The organism is Asaia lannensis NBRC 102526 (assembly GCF_024054035.1).
In the GTDB taxonomy this organism is placed as follows: domain Bacteria; phylum Pseudomonadota; class Alphaproteobacteria; order Acetobacterales; family Acetobacteraceae; genus Asaia; species Asaia lannensis.
Map to the genome: position 1 here is coordinate 409,967 of NZ_JAMXQU010000001.1, position 17,600 is coordinate 427,566.

The window sequence follows — 17,600 nt, forward strand, 5'->3', positions numbered from 1 at the left end:
CACCAGAAGGGATGAGAGAGATAAGCCCTTGCCGGGACGCGGAGGAGAGCCCTGCAACAAATGTCCCGCCAGAATGACCGTGCCCTGTAAGCTCTCTTTCCCTCAACGGAAAATGGCGACGGGCGCTTATTCGTCCAGTGGCTGGAACAACTCCACCAGATCGTTCAGATGACCGATTTCCTTCAGTGCCAGTCCTTCGGGCGGCTTGGGGCGTGCGCCACCACTGGCAACGCGACGGGGCAGGATCGCCTGAGCGAAACCGAGTTTCTGCGCTTCCTTGAGGCGCAGATCGGTTTGCGACACCTGACGCACCTCGCCTGAGAGGCCGACTTCGCCAAAATAGGTCGAGCCCGACGAGGTCGGAACGCCTGTCGCGGCAGAAATCAGTGCAGCAGCCACAGCCATATCGCAGGCGGGCTCGCTGATACGCAGACCACCTGCGATATTCAGATGCACATCCATTCCGGCCATTTTCAGTCCGCAGCGGGCTTCAAGAACAGCCAGCAGCATGTTGAGCCGCGCTGTTTCCCATCCGACCACGGCGCGTCTTGCCGCGCCTTCACCAGCCTTTGGCGAAACGAGCGCCTGAATTTCGAGAAGGACGGGGCGCGTGCCTTCCATGCCTGCAAAGACGGCAGATCCTGCGATATTGCCGCGTCTTTCCGCAAGAAACAGCGCGGAGGGATTGGGCACTTCGGTCAGTCCCGTATCGGTCATGGCGAACACGCCAATCTCGTCTGTCGCCCCGAAGCGGTTCTTGGCAGCGCGCAGAATGCGGAACTGGTGCCCGCGATCGCCTTCGAAATACATGACGGCGTCGACCATATGTTCAAGCACGCGCGGGCCTGCCAATGCGCCTTCCTTGGTGACGTGCCCGACGAGAATGAGCGAGAACCCGACTGTCTTGGCCAGACGGATCAGCTCGAAGGCACAGGCGCGCACCTGCGCCACCGAACCCGGCGCGCTTTCGATGGTCTCAAGCCACATGGTCTGGATGGAATCGATCACCACCACATGATGTTCGCGGTCCTGCTCCAGAGAGCCTGCAATTTCGGACACGTTGATACTGGCGGCCAGATCGAGCGTTGGGGCGTCGAGTTTCAGACGGCGTGCGCGCAGGCGTATCTGATCGACTGCCTCTTCACCCGAGACGTAAAGAACGCGCTGTCCGGCCTTGGCGAGGGCACAGGTGGCCTGAAGCAGCAGGGTGGATTTGCCGATCCCGGGATCGCCCCCTACCAGCACGACCGATGCGGGGACCAGTCCGCCACCGAGCACGCGGTCGAATTCGGCAATCGAGGTCTCGATGCGCGGCGGCGGTGTCAGGTCGCCATCCAGATGCATGAGCGTGAGCCGACCTGCACGCTTGCGCGTTTCGCGATTGGTAGGCTCTACCGCTTCTTCAACAATGGTATTCCACTCACCACAGGCGTCGCAGCGCCCCGACCATTTGCTGGTAACTGCGCCGCAGGCCTGACAGACGAAACGGGCTGTGGGACGCTTGGCCATAGATCTGTCTTCCAGTCAGGGGGTCTGGCAGAAAGATAGGGCAGGCGGTGAAACATAACAAGAACAAGGCATCTTCTTTTTCTGGCAGAAAAAGAAGATGCAAGACTTTTAGCCGCTTGGGGTCTTTAAAACCGTGCGTGTTCTAAAACCTCAATTAGAAAAGGTTTTTTGGTTCTTTTCTGCAAAAAAGAACGCCTCTTCCTCACCGGCCTAGCACCGTAGCTCCATCTTGATCGGGCCATCCGTGCGTCCATGGGTGAACTGATCGACCATTGCGTTCCCGCTATGCATCAGTTCGGATGCCAGACCCTGCCAGACCAGTTTGCCATGATAGAGCATGGCAGCGCGATCGCCGATACGCTGGGCCGAGGCCATGTCATGGGTGATGGCAATGGCGGTCGAACCGAGACGCTTGACGCAATCCACGATCAGTTCGTCGATCACGGCACCCATGATCGGGTCGAGACCCGTCGTCGGCTCGTCGAAAAACAGGATCTTGGGTGTGCCTGCAATGGCGCGCGCAAGCCCCACACGTTTCTGCATGCCGCCCGAAAGCTCGGATGGAGCCAGTGCGCCGACAGAAGGGTCGAGGCCGACCTGCTTGAGAATATCGCCAGCCTGATCGCGTGCCTGCGCCTTTGTCAGCCTGTGCGACTTGCCACGCCCTTTGGCGCGCAGGCCGAACACGATGTTATCGGCAACGGTCATGCTGTCGAAAAGGGCGGCGTTCTGGAACAACATGCCGATCTGCTCGATCAGGATTTCCTGTCGCGCGGGCGACGCGGTCAGAAGGTCCTCGCCATCAATCTCGATCGAGCCGGAATCCGGGGTGATCAGCCCGAGAATGCAGCGCAGGAGTACGGATTTTCCGCTACCCGATCCGCCGATGATGACCATCGATGTTCCGGCTTCGACATCGAGATCGATGCCGTCCAGCACGGTCTTGGAGCCGAAGGATTTGGTCAGGCCGCGAATGCGGATCTTGGGCAGGGCGCTCATGAGGCGAAGAACAGATCCGTCAGGAGGTAATCGAAAGCCAGAAGCAGGATGGAGGCTGCCACGACGGCGGCGGTTGTGGCAGAGCCCACGCCTTCAGCACCGCCACGGCTGGTATAGCCGTGATAGCAGCCCATCAGACTGATGATGAAACCGAAGACTGCAGCCTTGGCGAGCCCGACCAGCACGTCGAGCGGCTTGAGCGCATTGAAGGTTGCGACGATGTAGTTCTGCGGGTCGAAACCGAGCTTCGAGACCGAGACGGTAAAGCCACCCAGCACACCGAGAATATCGGCAACCAGCACCAGAAACGGCAGAGCCAGCGTGCCGGCCAGAAGGCGCGGCGTCACCAGATATCTCATCGGATCGGTAGAAAGCGTGCGTAGCGCGTCGATCTGGTCGGTCACGCGCATGGTGCCGATTTCGGCAGACATGGCAGCGCCCACACGTCCGGCGACCATCAGCCCGGCCAGCACAGGTCCGAGCTCACGGACGACGGCAAGCACCACAATGCCCGCAATCGCACTTTGCACATGATATTGCGCAAAGCCCGCATAGGACTGAAGGGCGATCACGCCACCGGAGAAAATGGCGGTGAGTGCCACGACGGGCAGCGAATAGAAGGCAATCTCGATCAGACTGCTGAAAAACACACCCCAGTAAAAGGGCGGTCGAACGAGATTCGAAAGACCGGCCAAAGCAAACAGAGTGAGAGCGCCGGCCTTGCGTGCGATACCGAGAAAGGCACGCCCGATGGCTGCGACAGGATCGAGGATAAAATTCACGGTCAGCCGCCGCCATCAGGGAAATTCATGTCTCAAGCCCTAGCCTGACTGAAGCGTTACGTCAAAGCCCCAATCGGGTGCCGGGGATACGCTTCGCAGCGCCCGATCAGTCGTGCCGCCGGTCCAGATCGCGAAATTGGGTGTGCAGATGGAAATCGCGTGACGTGACGCAGGTTTCGACCGCGCCGACGCGCCTGTCCAGCCTTTGCAGGCGCTCTGTCAGATCCAGCAGTTGCGGGAGCTGCGTTTGCGGCATGGGGGCGGTCACCTTTGCCATGAGCGACATCAGAAAGGGCTCGACCTTGCGCGCAAGAGCCGGGTTGTGGCGATACAGCAGAGCGATGAGCCGGGGGATGATGCGTCGGCGCATGAGGGCTATGGCCAGCACCGCAAGAGCGATCACGCCCGAGATGATCCCATTGCGGTCCGGAAGTATGTCGAATGTCACGCTCGCCGTCATTGTCGATGGTTTGGCCGATGGTTTAGCCGATGTATGATGCATGCTGCCCGATGATGTGGCGGGGGCTGCAGGTATCTCGGGAGGCTCAGGCGGTTCTGGCGGGTCAGGTATCTCAGCCGTTTCAGCCGACGGGGTATGCACGCTGTTCTGGCTCATGTGCCGGAGTGCGTCGAAATCGATGACCGTGCCGTCCGGCTTGATCATGCGGTGGCTGTTGATACGCGTGCCATCGGGCAGACGCATATCGTCGCGTGTGACGCTGGTGCCGTCCTGGCTGTTGCGCCCTCTGATTTTGCCGGTGAACACCTCGCCATGGCGAGCAGGCAGGCTGATGATGATCCTGCCGCTGGCACTGGAGTGGGTATGCTCGGTTTCCAGCACCTGATGCACGCGTATGTCGCCCGAGGCGCTGGTGCGCAGCGTCGCGTTGTTGGCAACACCGTCGAAAACAGCGTCTCCCGGTCCCGAAAGGCTCACGGCAAGCTGGTCGATCGTTCCGTCATCGATAATGACATCGCCGGGTCCGGTTGTGCCAATCACCACGGAATTGGCCGTCGCCTTGGTCACGCGCGCAGTGCCGGGACCCGAAAACGCGAAAATTCCTGGCCCTGTCAGGGTGCCGAGTTTGAGGTCGCCGGGACCGCTGCCGCGATAGAGCAGGGCGGTGGCATTATCGATGCTGATTGTGCCACGACCCTGACGGGCGGAAACCGGACCGTTCACCCAGTCAATGGCAAGGCTGTCATAATTTGTGGCGGTAGAGACGATGGCCGCACCCTCGCGCAGCTGCACAGTCGCATCCTCACCGCAAGCGCTGCCGGTGAGCCACGCCTCATGACGACCCGCCTGAAAGGACAGACCTGAGGGCACCTCCTGCATATCGGCATTCTGCAGAAGCGCACCTGCCCCCTGAATGTGAATTCTGGCCGCACATCCCGTATCGATATGCAAAGTATAGGGCGCATTGGAGAGCGCAGCTTCCGGGCTGCTTGGAAGGCTCGTTTCGGCCAGAGCGGGCGATATGGTCAGGGCCAGAAAAAAGCCCAGACTGAAGCGGCTCATGAAACATGTCCTTTGTCTGCCCGATTGCTGAGCCAGCCTGTCCGTGCAGGTTCGGCATCTGGCTGTCGGGTCAAGCGATCGTTCAGGGCGATGGCCAAACGGGGCGCTGTCACCCGTGTCGCCTTGCAAGGTGCTGGAATTCGCGATGCAGATGGAAATCGCGCGAGGTTACGCATTGCTCTACATGGCCCACGCGCTGATCGAGGCGCTGAAGTCGTGCCTGTAATGCGACAAGATCGGGATGATCGGAGGGAGTGTTGTCCGGCATTGCGGTCGCAGCACGCATGCCGCGCGGCAGCAATGCCGTGAGGCGCCGCCGGAACGCCACGAGCAGAATGACAAGCAGCCCGATGCGCCAGACCCATTTTCTGCCATGACCGGATGGGCTGACATCGGCGGTATCTCCATCGTCATCGTCGAATGCGGTGACGGATCCGTCGGGGCGTATGAGGTTATGCGAGGTAATGATCGTGCCATCCGGCAGGGTCAGGATGGGGCGGGTTGCAGAATGGTGAGAGGGTTTTCCGCCTCCATGACGCAGCGAAATCGAGGCGGGAGACTGCGCATCCTGACGGATTTCTCCCGTGACTTCGTTGACGGAAATACCGCCGTAACCGCTGGCCGTCAGATCGGCCGTGCGGGCTGTCCCGCCAAAAGCGATATGTCCCGAACCATGAACATGGGCGTCGAGCGCGCCGATCGATCCGGCACTCAGGTCGATGCCGCCAAATCCATCGACGCGTGCGCTCAGGCTCGGTGAATCGACACGGGCGATAATGCTGTTGCCGCTTCCTGCCAGAATGAGCTTTCCCGGGCCGTTCAGCCAGCCCAGCTTGAGGCTGCCGAAACCGTGCATGTTCAGGTCGAGCGCGGTAGCCTGATCGATGGTGATGTTGGTGCTGCCGCTCTCGTTCAGGGAGACGGGGCCGTTCACGCCGCTGATATTCAGTGATCCGTAGCCCCGCATCCGGGCGATGATCGCTGTACCCGGTCGGACATGCAGTGTCGGGCCCGTGTCGCAGCGCTCGCCTTGCAGCGTGGCGTCATGACCTGAACTGGTGAAGGTCAGACCCGTATCCTGCCGGTCGAGTGTGACAGCTTCTTTCTGGTCTGGGGTGCCCTGGATGCTGATGGTGGAAGAACATGCGGTATCGAGGCGAAGCGTATAGGGCGCGTCGTCGAGGATGGCCTGAGTCGTGTCCGGGCTGGCAAGGGCCGTAACAGGCATCAGACCGCAGAAAACGAAAAGGCTCAGGCGCAGCTGGATCACCTCGGTTGATCTCCCTTGACACTCGGCATGGCCGTATTCCCGGCAGGAGGGGTGCTTGGTGTGGTGGATGGGCTGCTGCTGGCAGAGGTTCCGGTCGCTGGCGAACCCTGAGGCGCGCGGCCAACGGATGTCTGTCCGTCAGCAGGAGCGATAGGCGCGCTGCCGTTCCCTACGTCCGTCTTGCTGGATGAGGACGGGGCAGAAGGGGCATCGGGCATGGCCGGACGCGTGACCGGCTGGGCGGTCTGTGCCGGATCTGTTGCGGGAGGAATCGGGGGGCCAAGGGGCACCGACGCCGCGCCCGATATCGATGGCGCAGTGCTCTGCGGTCTCGTTTCCTGCGGCAAGGTAGCCTGGGGAGATGAGGACTGTGCGGGTTGTCCTGTCCCTGCCGGTGCAACGCTGGTCTGTGCGTTTCCGTTGGCAGACGGAGTCCCGGCTGTCGTCGCAGGGGGCGCTGCTGTGGCAGATCCTGTACGGGATGCGGCAGTTGCTCCCACAGTGCCCTGAGATGCGGCGTTTTCTGTCGCTGCGCTTTGGGACAGCGCGCCCTGGGAGGTTACGCCCTGGGAGGTTACGCCCTGGGAGGTTGTGCTCTGGGAGGTTGCGCTTGGGGACATTGCACCAGCGGAGGCAGAAGGGCCTGCAGCTGCGCCGGGCGTTGCGGGAGCCGAAGGCGAGGGGGCGGGCGTTGCAGCAACGGGACCGACCTGCACATTGCCCGTGCGTGTCAGAGCGCCGCTCACTGTGGGGATTGCCACAAGCCCGGTTCCATTGGCTGAGACGGTGGCCGTATTGGCACTTCCCCCCAGTCGGGCGCTGGCAGCATTTTCGACCATCAGCGTCAGGACGTCGAACCGTCCATCCGTGACAGTCAGATGGCTGGTTTCGGAAAGCTGCGCAGAAAATGCGTCGAGATCGGCATGATCGACGACAAGCCCCGAAGCCCCCGTCTCGACCACCTGAGCAGCACGATTGAGGTTGGCGATATGGACCTGTTCGGTTCCGCGCAGGCTCAGATCGAGCGACTGGACGGTATCGGCATCGAGCTGACCGGCCTCAAGGCTTGCTTCCAGCGAGGCCAGCGTGCCGTGAATGACGATATGCGTGTCGTGGCTGTCATGGATCAGCACCCCGACATTGGGGGCCACCAGAATGGACACGCGGGCATTGGGCGCGCAGGTCCGGCTGGTAATCAGAACCTTGGACGATCCCTGTGTCTTGCCTGTGCGCATGGTCAGATGCGCCCCGCCAGAAGGCGAGCTGTCAATCGACACGCCATCGCTCATGGCCGGATCGACCATGATCTCGAAACGCCCGAGACAGGGAACGCTCAGATCGAGATCCTCGGCATCCATCACGACCTGCGGGCCGGCATGGGGCGGCGCAGCCAGAGCGGCGGTGCCCAGCCCGGTTCCAGCCCCGGCAATACCGGACAGAAGCAGGGCTGCAAGAGCAATGCGGCGGCCGTGAGAGCGGGAGGGGCGGCGAAACAGACAGGCTGACATCATGAGAAGCTCCGCGTCCTCCAGCCCGGCACATCCTCATCCAGAATGCGCTCCAGCTGGTCGACACGTTCTTCGAGTCTGCGTGCCTGCACGTGAGCCATGTTCAGCGCGGCGAGATCGGATTCCTGCAACTTGCTGGCTGTTGCCTTCGCGCGAGAGCGAATGGTCACGATATACATGATCATGACGAAGGGCATGACAACCGCCGCGAGTCCGATCAGGTCTCCCAGACTGCTTCCCGAACCATGGCTCATGGTAGTTTATCCTTGCCTGTAACGCGTTTCATGCCCGCACTCATCCCTGACGGCTCCTGATTCTGGCGCGCAGGGCCTCGAGTTCGTTTTCAACTGCCATGTCGGTCTCGAGGCTGGCGAGTTCTTCCTGCAGGCTCGGTTGGCGTGTGCCACCCGGACCGCGCCCCAGATCGTAGGCTTCGGCCTTCCCCTCAAGGGCGTCAAGCGCACGCTCGACCTGCTCGAAGCGGTTGAACGCATTTTCGACCCGCGTGTCATACAGGCGCTCGCGTGTCTTGATGCGATTGGTCGCAGCCTTGTGGCGCAGCGAAAGCGATTTCTCGCGGGATTTCGCGTCGGCCAGCTTGGCCTGCAGCTTGCCGATATCGTCATGCTGCTGGTCAAGGCTTTCATTGACCTGGGCAATCTGCTGCTCGAGCGATTTGCGTGACTGCTCTATCGTGGCCTTGGCTGCAAGCGCCCCCTTGGCCAGATCCTCGCGATCACGGGTCAGGGCAAGCTCTGCCTTGCGCAGCCATTCATCCTCTTCCTGCACCATGGTGCGTGCGCGGCGCTCGAGCCCCTTGCGCTCGGCAATCATGGTGACAGCCTGACTGCGTACCTCGACCAGCGTGTCTTCCATTTCCTGGATGATCAGCCGGATCATTTTCTCCGGATCTTCGGCGCTGGCCAGTATGGCGTTGAGGTTGGAGTTCACAATATCCGCAAGGCGGGAAAAGATACCCATGTAACGATCTTTCTTTGCTGGAACGAATTTAACAGGAAATCGGGGCAGGAGAACACAGGCTTCTCTTGCAAGCGTAACGATCCGGGGTGAAAGATAGAATTTCTGCAACACCGCGAACGAGACTGGCCATAAAATGGCGCGATCTGCCAGAAACGAAGAAAACCCGACACCGATCGGACAATCTCCTGCGTTTCTGGAGATGCTCGACCATATTTCGCGCCTTGCCCCGCTCGATCGGCCTGCGCTGATCATCGGCGAGCGCGGTACGGGCAAGGAACTGGTGGCGGCCCGGTTGGCTCTGCTCTCGCCACGATGGGACAAGCCGCTCATCAAACTCAACTGTGCGGCTCTGCCCGATACGTTGCTCGACAGTGAGCTGTTCGGTCATGAGGCCGGGGCGTTCACGGGGGCACAGCGCCGCAGACTCTCCCGTTTCGAGCAGGCCCATGGCGGCACGCTGTTTCTCGATGAAATCGCCTCGGCCTCCATGGCGGTGCAGGAGAAACTGCTGCGCGTCATCGAATATGGCAGTTTCGAGCGTGTGGGCGGCAACGAGACGATCCATGTGGATGTGCGCATTATCGGCGCCACCAATGCCGATCTGCCCGACATGGCACGCAGGGGTGATTTCCGTGCCGATCTGCTCGACCGCCTTGCTTTCGATGTGGTTATGCTGCCACCGCTTCGTGCCCGTCAGGAAGATATCCCGATCCTGTGCGAGCATTTCGCGACCCGTATGACGGCAGGTCTGGGGCGCAAGCTCTTTGCCGGGTTCACCGACCGCGCCCGCGACAGGCTCATGCGCTATGACTGGCCCGGCAATGTGCGTGAGCTGCGCAACGTCGTCGAGCGCAGCGTCTATCGTATGGAGCGGCCCGAACGCCCTCTGGACGATATCGTATTCGATCCCTTCCGCAACGGGCCCGACTGGCTGAGGCCGCTGGCCAGCCGCGATCCGGATCCCGTTCCGGCGCCTGCGCGTGAAGCTCCAGCCACGCCCGTTATGCCGCCGACTGCGGCTTTGCCCGAGGGGCTGAATTTTACCGAGGCCACGCGCGCCTATGAACGTAGCCTGCTCGAAACCGCCCTGCGCGATGCCCGCTTCAACCAGAAACAGGCCGCCACGGCTCTGGGTCTGACCTATTACCAGCTCAGACATCTGCTCCGTCAGCATGGGCTGGCCGATCGCAATGCGCGAAAGGCGATCGAACCGGGAGAGTGAGGAAAGCGGAAATCTGGTCATGCAGGTGTTCTTGCAAAAAACATGCCAAAGTAATTGTACCTGAGATATGTCCGCGTTTATCTCATTATATATGGCGTAAATCACCATAAATTGAGAGAAAGTGCCTCCGGTATGCCGGTGCGATCAATGCATCGGAAGATGCGCGAGCATGCACCCTGACAGGGCGTTTTTTCGCGGGGGCCACGGTCAGGGTGCGAAGCTGAACGTACCGCGCTGCTTTTCTGATGGACGGCGTGGATAAGCTGTTGCCCGGAGTTCGGCATCGTTCTCGCCTCAAGGCATGTGAATGCCCTGCCGGATCGGCTGCATTGCTTTGGTGCGTTTTCCTGAAGCGTGCGATCCGGGCATCGTGCGAGGGGCAGAACAGGCGTGAAACGCATCCTTATTGCCACAATGGATGACCATAAGGACATGAATGCGCGTTTGCGTTGACGCGACGATCATTCGTCCGCAAAAGAGCACCTCCACAGTCTGAATGCCCGCCAAGGCGCAACCAATTTGTGCGCCGGAGGCGCTGTTTCATCATGACCATGACATTCGACGAACTGGCGCTCGCGCCTGCTATTCTCAAGGCGCTGGACGAGGCTGGCTACAAGACGCCCACGCCGATCCAGGCGCAATCCATCCCCCTGCTGCTGCAAGGCCGTGATCTGCTGGGCATGGCCCAGACGGGAACGGGCAAGACCGCTTCCTTCGCGCTGCCCCTTCTTCATCGCCTGGCCGCTGACCCACGTCCCGCGCCGAAAAACGGGGCCCGTGTTCTTGTTCTGGCGCCCACGCGTGAACTCGTCAGCCAGATTGCCGATGGGTTTGAGGCATTCGGTCGCCATCTCGATTTCAGCGTGACCACGATCTTCGGGGGTGTCAGCCAGTTTCATCAGGTCAATGCGCTGAAGGAAGGCGTCGATATTCTTGTCGCAGCCCCCGGTCGTTTGCTGGATCTGATCGAGCAGGGGCTTTGCGACCTGTCGACCCTCGAAGCTCTTGTGCTGGATGAGGCAGACCAGATGCTCGATATGGGCTTTGCCAAGCCAATCGAGCAGATCGTTGCTGCAACCCCGGTTGAGCGCCACACGATCCTCTTTTCCGCAACCATGCCGAAATCCATTGCGGCATTGGTAGACAGCCTGCTGCGCGATCCGGCGAAGGTGGAAATCGCCCCGCCTTCTACCACGGTCGATCGTATCGAGCAGACGGTCATGTTTCTCGATGCAGAGCACAAGAAGGCCGCCCTGCTATCGCTTCTCAGCGCCCCCGATGTCGGACAGGCTGTCGTGTTCACGCTTCAGAAGAACATCGCCAATGAGGTCTGCTCTCATATTACCGAAGCGGGCATCACGGCCGAAGCCCTGCACGGCAACAAGTCGCAGGGTCAGCGCGAACGGGCACTCGAAGCATTCCGCGAAGGTCGTGCACGGGTTCTCGTCGCCACAGATATCGCCGCACGCGGTATCGACGTCGATACGGTGACGCATGTGGTCAATCACGATCTGCCCAGCCTGCCTGAGGCATATGTTCATCGCATTGGCCGTACGGGCCGCGCAGGACGTAGCGGGCGGGCCATCACCCTGTGCGATGCCGAGCAGCGCGCCTGGCTGCACGATGTGGAGCGCACGATCGGACGCGCACTGACAGTGCATGAAAATCACGAATGGCATTGCGAGAAAGCACGCCATTCCACGGCACGCGCACCGGTGCTCGGCGGTGGCCCGGTCAAGCAGGTCAAGGTGCCGAAAATACGCGAGCGCAAGATCTGGACCGATGAAGAAAAGGCTGCAGCTCGTGCCGCTGCCATGGCCAAACGCGCAATCTGAGCCGTTTTACTTGTGCATGGCAGAGGCAACGCCTCTGCCATGCACAACTCTGGCTCCCACACAACTCTGGCTCCCACACAACTCTGGCTCCCACACAACTCTGGCTCGTACCGTGTCATAAACGTCGGTACAGAAGCCTGATCGACCCGGGGGCGGTGACGTCAGGGCGCTGACCTCACCCTAGCTGACCTCACCTTATTGGTGGCCGGGACCTTTCAGGGGCGACCGATCGAGCGATAGGTGAAACCTGCCTCACGCAGGGCTGCCGGATCCCAGATATTGCGGAAATCGGCGATCACCGTGCCACGCATGGCAGCTTTCAGCTTGGAAGGCGCGATAGCCCGGAACTCGTTCCATTCCGTCAGGACGACAAGCGCATCGGCACCCGTTGCAGCATCCTGTGCGGAGCTGGCGTAGATCACGCTTTCGGGCAGAAGGGGGCGGGCGGCTTTCATACCTTCCGGGTCGAACGCCTGTACGGTCGCCCCTTCTTCTGTCAGGCGCTGGATGAGAGGCAGCGACGAGGCTTCACGCATGTCGTCGGTGTCGGGTTTGAATGTCAGACCCAGAATGGCGATGGTCTTGCCTCGAACGGTTCCACCGCACAGCGCGATGACACGTTCTGCCATGGCCGATTTGCGCGCTTCGTTGATCGACACCGTTGCCTCGACAAGCAGGGACGGGCTGCCTGCATCGCGTGCGATGGCTGTCAGTGCGCGCGTATCCTTGGGAAAGCACGATCCGCCATAGCCGGGGCCAGCATGCAGGAACTTGCGTCCGATGCGCTGATCGAGCCCCATGCCCCGAGCCACATCATGAATATTGCCGCCGACTTTCTCGCAGAGATCGGCCATTTCGTTGATGAATGTCACTTTCATCGCGAGAAACGCATTGGCGGCATATTTGGTCAGTTCGGCTGTTTCGAGCCCGGTCATGACGATGGGGGTCTCGATCAGGTAGAGCGGACGATAGAGCTGACGCATGATGGCATTGGCCGTCTCGCCCTTGTCGGCGCCGGTGTCATCAATTCCGATGATCACGCGATCCGGACGCATGAAATCGCCTATGGCGTTGCCCTCACGCAGGAATTCCGGGTTGGAAGCCACACTGAAGGTCAGATCGGGGCGTTCCTCGCGCAGAATACGCGCGACTTCGCGGCCTGTGCCGACAGGAACGGTGGATTTGGTCACGACCAGCAGGCCTTTTGGGGCGTGGCGGGCAATCTGGCGCGTGGCTTCATAGACATAGGTCAGATCTGCATGACCGTCCCCGCGTCGTGTCGGGGTGCCGACTGCAATGAAAACCGCATCGACCTGTGCGATCGCGGTCGACAGATCATCGGTAAAGCTGAGGCGACCGGCAGCGACATTGGCCGAGACGATCTTGTCGAGACCTGGCTCGTAAATGGGGATGGATCCCGCCCTCAGGGCCGTCAGCTTGTCCTGATCGGCCTCGACAATCACCACCTCGGTGCCGAATTCCGCAAAACAGGCACCGGACACCAGCCCGACATAACCGCCGCCAATCATCGCTATGCGCATGATCTATCCAATCCTATCCGAACACTCGTTTGTGCAGGGCGTAGCTCAAACGCCCGCAGGGATAAAGCGCTGGTGCCAGAACATGTCGAACCGGATCCGGCAGGGCCGGGATCAATGGCACGAATATGAGCCCGGAGTTCAGATGGAAATCATGATTTGAGGGCGGGATCTGACGGGTGCTGAACCGGTCCATGCCTGGCGTGCCCAAGGCCATGTCGCAGCGATCTCAGTGCGCTGCATTCAGCTGTTCGATCTCCAGTTTCAGCATTCTGGGCGCGTCATGATCCTGAGGCAGCGGGAGGAGGCCGGATGTGGTGGTCCAGCGTATATGACTGTTCTCAAGGGCACTCCAGCCGCCGAGGAGCGGAGATGTCAGATGATCGTCAAGACGCCTCGTATCGCCCCGATCGGTGATCTTCACCTGACCGATGAGCACGCCGAGATCGCGCCGGTCATCCACATAGGGTCCGATAGCCTGATCGGGGCGAGTGGTCTGTGTCGTGATATAGACGTGGTCGATATCCGAGGGGATCATGAATACCGCATAAGGGCCGTTCTGTTCCGTACGGGCGATGATCCTGCCGTTCGGGGTTGTCAGCACGAAAGGGGCCTGCGGTGCAGGCTGTTCTTGCTGGACCATATAGCCAAGCTGCCCGGCACGCTCTGTCAGTTCGCGCCAGATTTTTTCTACCACCGGACGCTCGACCATGAGGGGGTAGGCCCGCTCGCGCGGCGGTTCGGTATCGCTGCTGCCGTGCGTGCCGAAAAGAAGACTGTTGGTGCCTCGGTAGTAGCTCTCCGCCCTGAGGTTCTCGGCATAGAGCAGGGCGTGATTTTCGACCTCGAGATGGTAGTAGGTATATTCCCTGATGGTGCGATCGTAGAAAATCGATCCGCCATTGACGAGCATACGCACCGGCACGAGGCTGTTCTGCACAAAGACGCAGTGTTCTGGCGTGACCAGAAGATCCCTCAACGGCTCTCCCGCCCCGAAGGCATTTCGTCTGATCCGGACAAGAAAGGCTTCGTCGGGTTGTGCGCCACGCAGGGTGATCTTTCGGCTTCCGGCCCAGATGACGGTCTGCACGCCACGGTCGGTGACGACCGTATCGCCTGTCCCGATGGTTTCGACCGGCCTTTTGCCGGAGGGCGTGAGGATCAGCGTCCCTTTGGCGAAGCACACCGAAATGATAAGGCCGCTACTGCCATCGCTCGAGAGCTTGTAGCCGGGAATGGAGCCATTGATCACGATGGTTCCGTTGGTTGTATAGATGATCATGCGCGAGGATTGCAGATCGACGCTGATGATCGTTTTGGGATCGAGATCGGTAATATCGATCGTGAACCCCTGAGCGCTGCCGTTGATGGTCAGGTTCTGCAATTCGGCCGTGTTGGTCACGAGTTTTGACCCGGCGGCGATCTGAACAGTCAGGGGGCCTGTATTGAGCACGGTCGCTACCGCCCCGCCCGAAAGAGAGAGGGTCGAATTGCTTGCTGTGGTGACCTTTGCGCTGCTCCCGATGGTGATCGTTCCGCCCGAAATCGCAAAAGTACCGTTGATACTGCCGGAATTGATGAGCGATGTTCCTCCGCTCATGGTGAGAGGGCCAAGGCTTCCCCCGGCCAGAATGAGCGTGCCTGAATAGACAGTGACATTGGTGAGCGTCGATCCGGTGTTGGCGGTTACGCGCCCGCCCCCCACGGTTATGTTGTTGCCCTGCCCACCGCTATTGGCCGTCAGCGTATCGCTCGAGGCAATCACGACGTCATTGGCGGCGCTGGTGGTTCCATCGATAACGTAGTCGGTCATCGGTATGTCTCCTCGTTGCCGGCGACCAGCGTTGTTTTTTCCTGCATGCCGGAAGGCATTCGGGAAACCAGCGGTTCACAGGCGAACAGGCTGAGCAATATGCTGCGAAATGCCCTGAAAAAACGCATCGCCCTTAATCCGCCCAGTTCGGCGGCTGCACGATCATCCATGCGGGACAGATCCTCCAGCGAGATAATCGATGAGCCGATGACCATATGATCTTTCAGAAGCGTCACCGTATAATCGAGTCCTTCAAGGCGTATGGGCCAGCGTTGGAGGTCGATTTCATCCCACCGGCTTCCCATCATGACGGCGTGCGACAGATCGACACCGCTGAAAGACGCCGAGGCAATGTCGCAATCGCAGAAACTCGTCTCGTGACAATCGGCACCGCATAAGCGGGTGCCTGCAAGAAGCGCACCCTGGAACTGTGCCCGTGCAAGCGCCGCACCGGATAGATTGGCTCCACGCAGGTCGGCACCGACGACTAACGCTGCGATCGCAGAAGCCCCGCAGAGCTGGGCCCCCATAAGGGAGGCATGGGAAAGGTCAGCATTTTCGAGATCGGCCCCATAAAGCAGGGCCCCATCGAGCTGGCAGTGACGCAGGTCGGCTCCTCTGAGGCTGCATCGTGTCAGATCGGCATTGCGCAAGTCGCATCCGGCAAGCGCAGCACCGTCGAAATTGCCACTGACGAGGGGGAGCCCGCGCGCGAGGGCAATCTGCAGGGCATCTGCACGCAGGACGGAATCGGGCTTCTCTCTTTCTTCTTCATCGAAAGGCAGGCTCCACAGAACCGATGCATTGATTGCGTGTCTGATCGCGTAATTCCAGCTGCTTCTCGACACGATCAAACCTCCTTCCCGATGGCAAGGCAGCCATTGACCCCGCCGAACCCGAAACTGTTGAGCATGAATGTCGACAAGGGACGCTTCACCGGCTCGACCGGTAGATGAAAACGACTCAAACGGCTGGGAGTGACCAGATTGGTGTTTGGTGGAACTATGTCATGCCGAAGCGCTTCGAGGCCGAGCACGGCCTGCAATGCGCCGGATGCTCCCAGGAGATGACCGGTCAGTCCCTTGCTCGATGACACGAACAGGGGTCGCTCCGCATCGCGGTCGCCGAAAACCTGCTCGATGGCATCGAGTTCCACATCGTCTCCGTGCGGGGTGCCGGTCGCATGGGCGTTGATCCAGTCGATATCGTTGGGCTGCCAGCCTGCATCGCGCAGGGCTGCGCGCATCGCGGCAACCGGACCAGCGCCCGAGGGCTCCGGGGCGACCAGGTCTCCCGCATCGGCGCTCTGACCGAACCCGACCACTTCGCCCAGAATGGGTGCGTTGCGACGATGTGCGTGATCGTGCTCTTCGAGTACGACGACAGCGGCCCCTTCAGACAGGACAAAGCCTGTGCGACCGACATCCCATGGGCGGCTGATTTGCCGGGCGGAAAGGGACTCGTCATGGCCGAGCGCGCGCAAATTGTCGAAAACCTTGATACCGGCTGCGTTGACAGGCGCTTCGGTGCCACCGGCCACCATGATATCGTTATATCCGTCCCGTATGGCCCTGAAGGCCTGCCCTATGGTCAGGGTTCCGGTCGCACAGGCGCCGCTTGCACTATAGGCGCCTCCTCTGAAACCGTGCCGTGCCGATACGGAGGCTGAGCAGCTGTTTGTGAGAACGCCCGGCAGGTAGAAAACGGTTTTCTCCTGCTCCATACGTTTGGCGGCTTCGACAATTGTATTCAGTCCGCCAATGCCCGAGCCGATGATGACGCCGATATCGCGACGTGCGGCTTCGGAAAGCCTGTCGATCCCGGCCTGTCCGATGGCCTCTTCGGCCGCCACGATCCCGAGCAGGATGAAGCGATCCAGTCTGTGACGTTCCTTTCTCGTGAGCAGGCGCTCATAAAGGCCTTCCAGACGATCGGGCACCCGGCCTACGCAGAACCGGGTACTGGCCCGGTCGTAAAGAAATCGCTCGATTTCCAGATTTGCGGTGCCGGACAAAAGGGCGTTCCAGTTTTCAGCGGCCCCCAGACCCAGAGGAGATACCGCACCCGCACCCGTAATGACCACGCGCCGACGGCTGCGTGCAGGGGTCATGTTTTTACCATGGGTGCCGTAGCAGGAAGATCCTGCGTGGGGGCGTATGAGCGTTCCGTAACAATCGCTATGCAATCGGCAACAGTTTTGACGCGGGAAAGGTCGACATTCTGCAGATCGATGTGGAAGGTCTCTTCAAAGGCGAAGGCGAGCTGTACGACATCGAAACTGTCGGCGCCCAGGGTGTCGGCCAGCTGACTGTCTTTGGGTAGCGCAGCGACATCCTGCCCGAAATGCTCTGCGATTATGCGGACCACGGTGTCATCGACAGATACTGTGTGGATGGTGTCTTCATGCATCGCTGGCTTATCGGTTGCCATGTCGAATCGGCCTTCCTGACGAGGCTAAATTTTGCGTAACACTATTGTGATATCCCCCGCAGCATAAGACCAGATAATTCTGGCTATAATTTTCTTTAGGGTTCGCAGCTTATGGCGTGCCCTCCAGGCTGTATCGGTGCCAGATGCCTATCGCGAGGGCGGCCCTGGCCTGACGAAAATCCATGACAATC

Annotated in this window: 15 protein-coding genes; 2 read left to right on the forward strand and 13 right to left on the reverse strand. The window is 60.4% G+C overall.

Annotated features, from left to right (window positions below):
• Nucleotides 1-126: 126 nt before the first annotated feature.
• From radA to pspA, 8 genes are all read right to left on the reverse strand, one after another.
• The gene (radA, locus tag NF685_RS01835; RefSeq protein ID WP_252848354.1) at nucleotides 127-1,509 is read right to left on the reverse strand and encodes a DNA repair protein RadA; all 1,383 of its coding nucleotides are present in this window, start codon (nucleotides 1,507-1,509) and stop codon (nucleotides 127-129) included.
• Between the two features lie 210 nt (nucleotides 1,510-1,719).
• A complete protein-coding gene (locus NF685_RS01840; RefSeq protein WP_252848355.1) occupies nucleotides 1,720-2,508 on the reverse strand; it encodes an ABC transporter ATP-binding protein in 789 nt (262 codons plus the stop codon).
• The gene (locus NF685_RS01845) at nucleotides 2,505-3,290 is read right to left on the reverse strand and encodes an MlaE family ABC transporter permease (protein WP_222546591.1); all 786 of its coding nucleotides are present in this window, start codon (nucleotides 3,288-3,290) and stop codon (nucleotides 2,505-2,507) included. Before NF685_RS01845 ends, NF685_RS01840 begins: the two co-directional genes overlap by 4 nt.
• Nucleotides 3,291-3,396: 106 nt before the next feature.
• On the reverse strand, nucleotides 3,397-4,812 hold the full coding sequence (locus NF685_RS01850) for a DUF4097 family beta strand repeat-containing protein (RefSeq protein WP_252848356.1): 1,416 nt from the start codon (nucleotides 4,810-4,812) through the stop codon (nucleotides 3,397-3,399).
• Between the two features lie 109 nt (nucleotides 4,813-4,921).
• The gene (locus tag NF685_RS01855) at nucleotides 4,922-6,082 is read right to left on the reverse strand and encodes a DUF2807 domain-containing protein (protein WP_252848357.1); all 1,161 of its coding nucleotides are present in this window, start codon (nucleotides 6,080-6,082) and stop codon (nucleotides 4,922-4,924) included.
• Complete coding sequence (locus tag NF685_RS01860; RefSeq protein ID WP_252848358.1) at nucleotides 6,079-7,593, reverse strand: hypothetical protein; 1,515 nt, start codon at nucleotides 7,591-7,593, stop codon at nucleotides 6,079-6,081. Before NF685_RS01860 ends, NF685_RS01855 begins: the two co-directional genes overlap by 4 nt.
• The gene (gene pspB, locus NF685_RS01865; RefSeq protein ID WP_222546595.1) at nucleotides 7,590-7,844 is read right to left on the reverse strand and encodes an envelope stress response membrane protein PspB; all 255 of its coding nucleotides are present in this window, start codon (nucleotides 7,842-7,844) and stop codon (nucleotides 7,590-7,592) included. Before pspB ends, NF685_RS01860 begins: the two co-directional genes overlap by 4 nt.
• A 40-nt stretch (nucleotides 7,845-7,884) precedes the next feature.
• Nucleotides 7,885-8,571, reverse strand: a complete 687-nt coding sequence (gene pspA / locus NF685_RS01870) for a phage shock protein PspA (protein ID WP_252848359.1) — start codon at nucleotides 8,569-8,571, stop codon at nucleotides 7,885-7,887.
• A 133-nt stretch (nucleotides 8,572-8,704) separates the two neighbouring features.
• Here pspA and pspF point away from each other — a divergent pair, with 133 nt between their 5' ends.
• Both pspF and NF685_RS01880 read left to right on the forward strand, forming a co-directional pair.
• Complete coding sequence (gene pspF, locus NF685_RS01875; protein ID WP_252848360.1) at nucleotides 8,705-9,793, forward strand: phage shock protein operon transcriptional activator; 1,089 nt, start codon at nucleotides 8,705-8,707, stop codon at nucleotides 9,791-9,793.
• Between the two features lie 545 nt (nucleotides 9,794-10,338).
• Entirely contained in the window at nucleotides 10,339-11,628 is a 1,290-nt protein-coding gene (locus tag NF685_RS01880; RefSeq protein WP_252848361.1) for a DEAD/DEAH box helicase, read from the forward strand.
• Between the two features lie 215 nt (nucleotides 11,629-11,843).
• On the opposite strand, the gene NF685_RS01885 is transcribed toward NF685_RS01880, so the two are convergent.
• The 5 genes from NF685_RS01885 to NF685_RS01905 form a co-directional block, all read right to left on the reverse strand.
• Nucleotides 11,844-13,169, reverse strand: a complete 1,326-nt coding sequence (locus NF685_RS01885; protein WP_252848362.1) for a UDP-glucose dehydrogenase family protein — start codon at nucleotides 13,167-13,169, stop codon at nucleotides 11,844-11,846.
• A gap of 226 nt (nucleotides 13,170-13,395) precedes the next feature.
• Nucleotides 13,396-14,979 (reverse strand): Hint domain-containing protein, encoded by a 1,584-nt coding sequence (locus tag NF685_RS01890; protein WP_252848363.1) that lies wholly within the window; start codon nucleotides 14,977-14,979, stop codon nucleotides 13,396-13,398.
• Entirely contained in the window at nucleotides 14,976-15,827 is an 852-nt protein-coding gene (locus NF685_RS01895; RefSeq protein WP_252848364.1) for a pentapeptide repeat-containing protein, read from the reverse strand. Before NF685_RS01895 ends, NF685_RS01890 begins: the two co-directional genes overlap by 4 nt.
• 2 nt (nucleotides 15,828-15,829) lie before the next feature.
• A complete protein-coding gene (locus NF685_RS01900) occupies nucleotides 15,830-17,089 on the reverse strand; it encodes a beta-ketoacyl-[acyl-carrier-protein] synthase family protein (protein ID WP_252848365.1) in 1,260 nt (419 codons plus the stop codon).
• A complete protein-coding gene (locus NF685_RS01905; protein WP_252848366.1) occupies nucleotides 17,086-17,409 on the reverse strand; it encodes an acyl carrier protein in 324 nt (107 codons plus the stop codon). Before NF685_RS01905 ends, NF685_RS01900 begins: the two co-directional genes overlap by 4 nt.
• Nucleotides 17,410-17,600 lie beyond the last annotated feature (191 nt).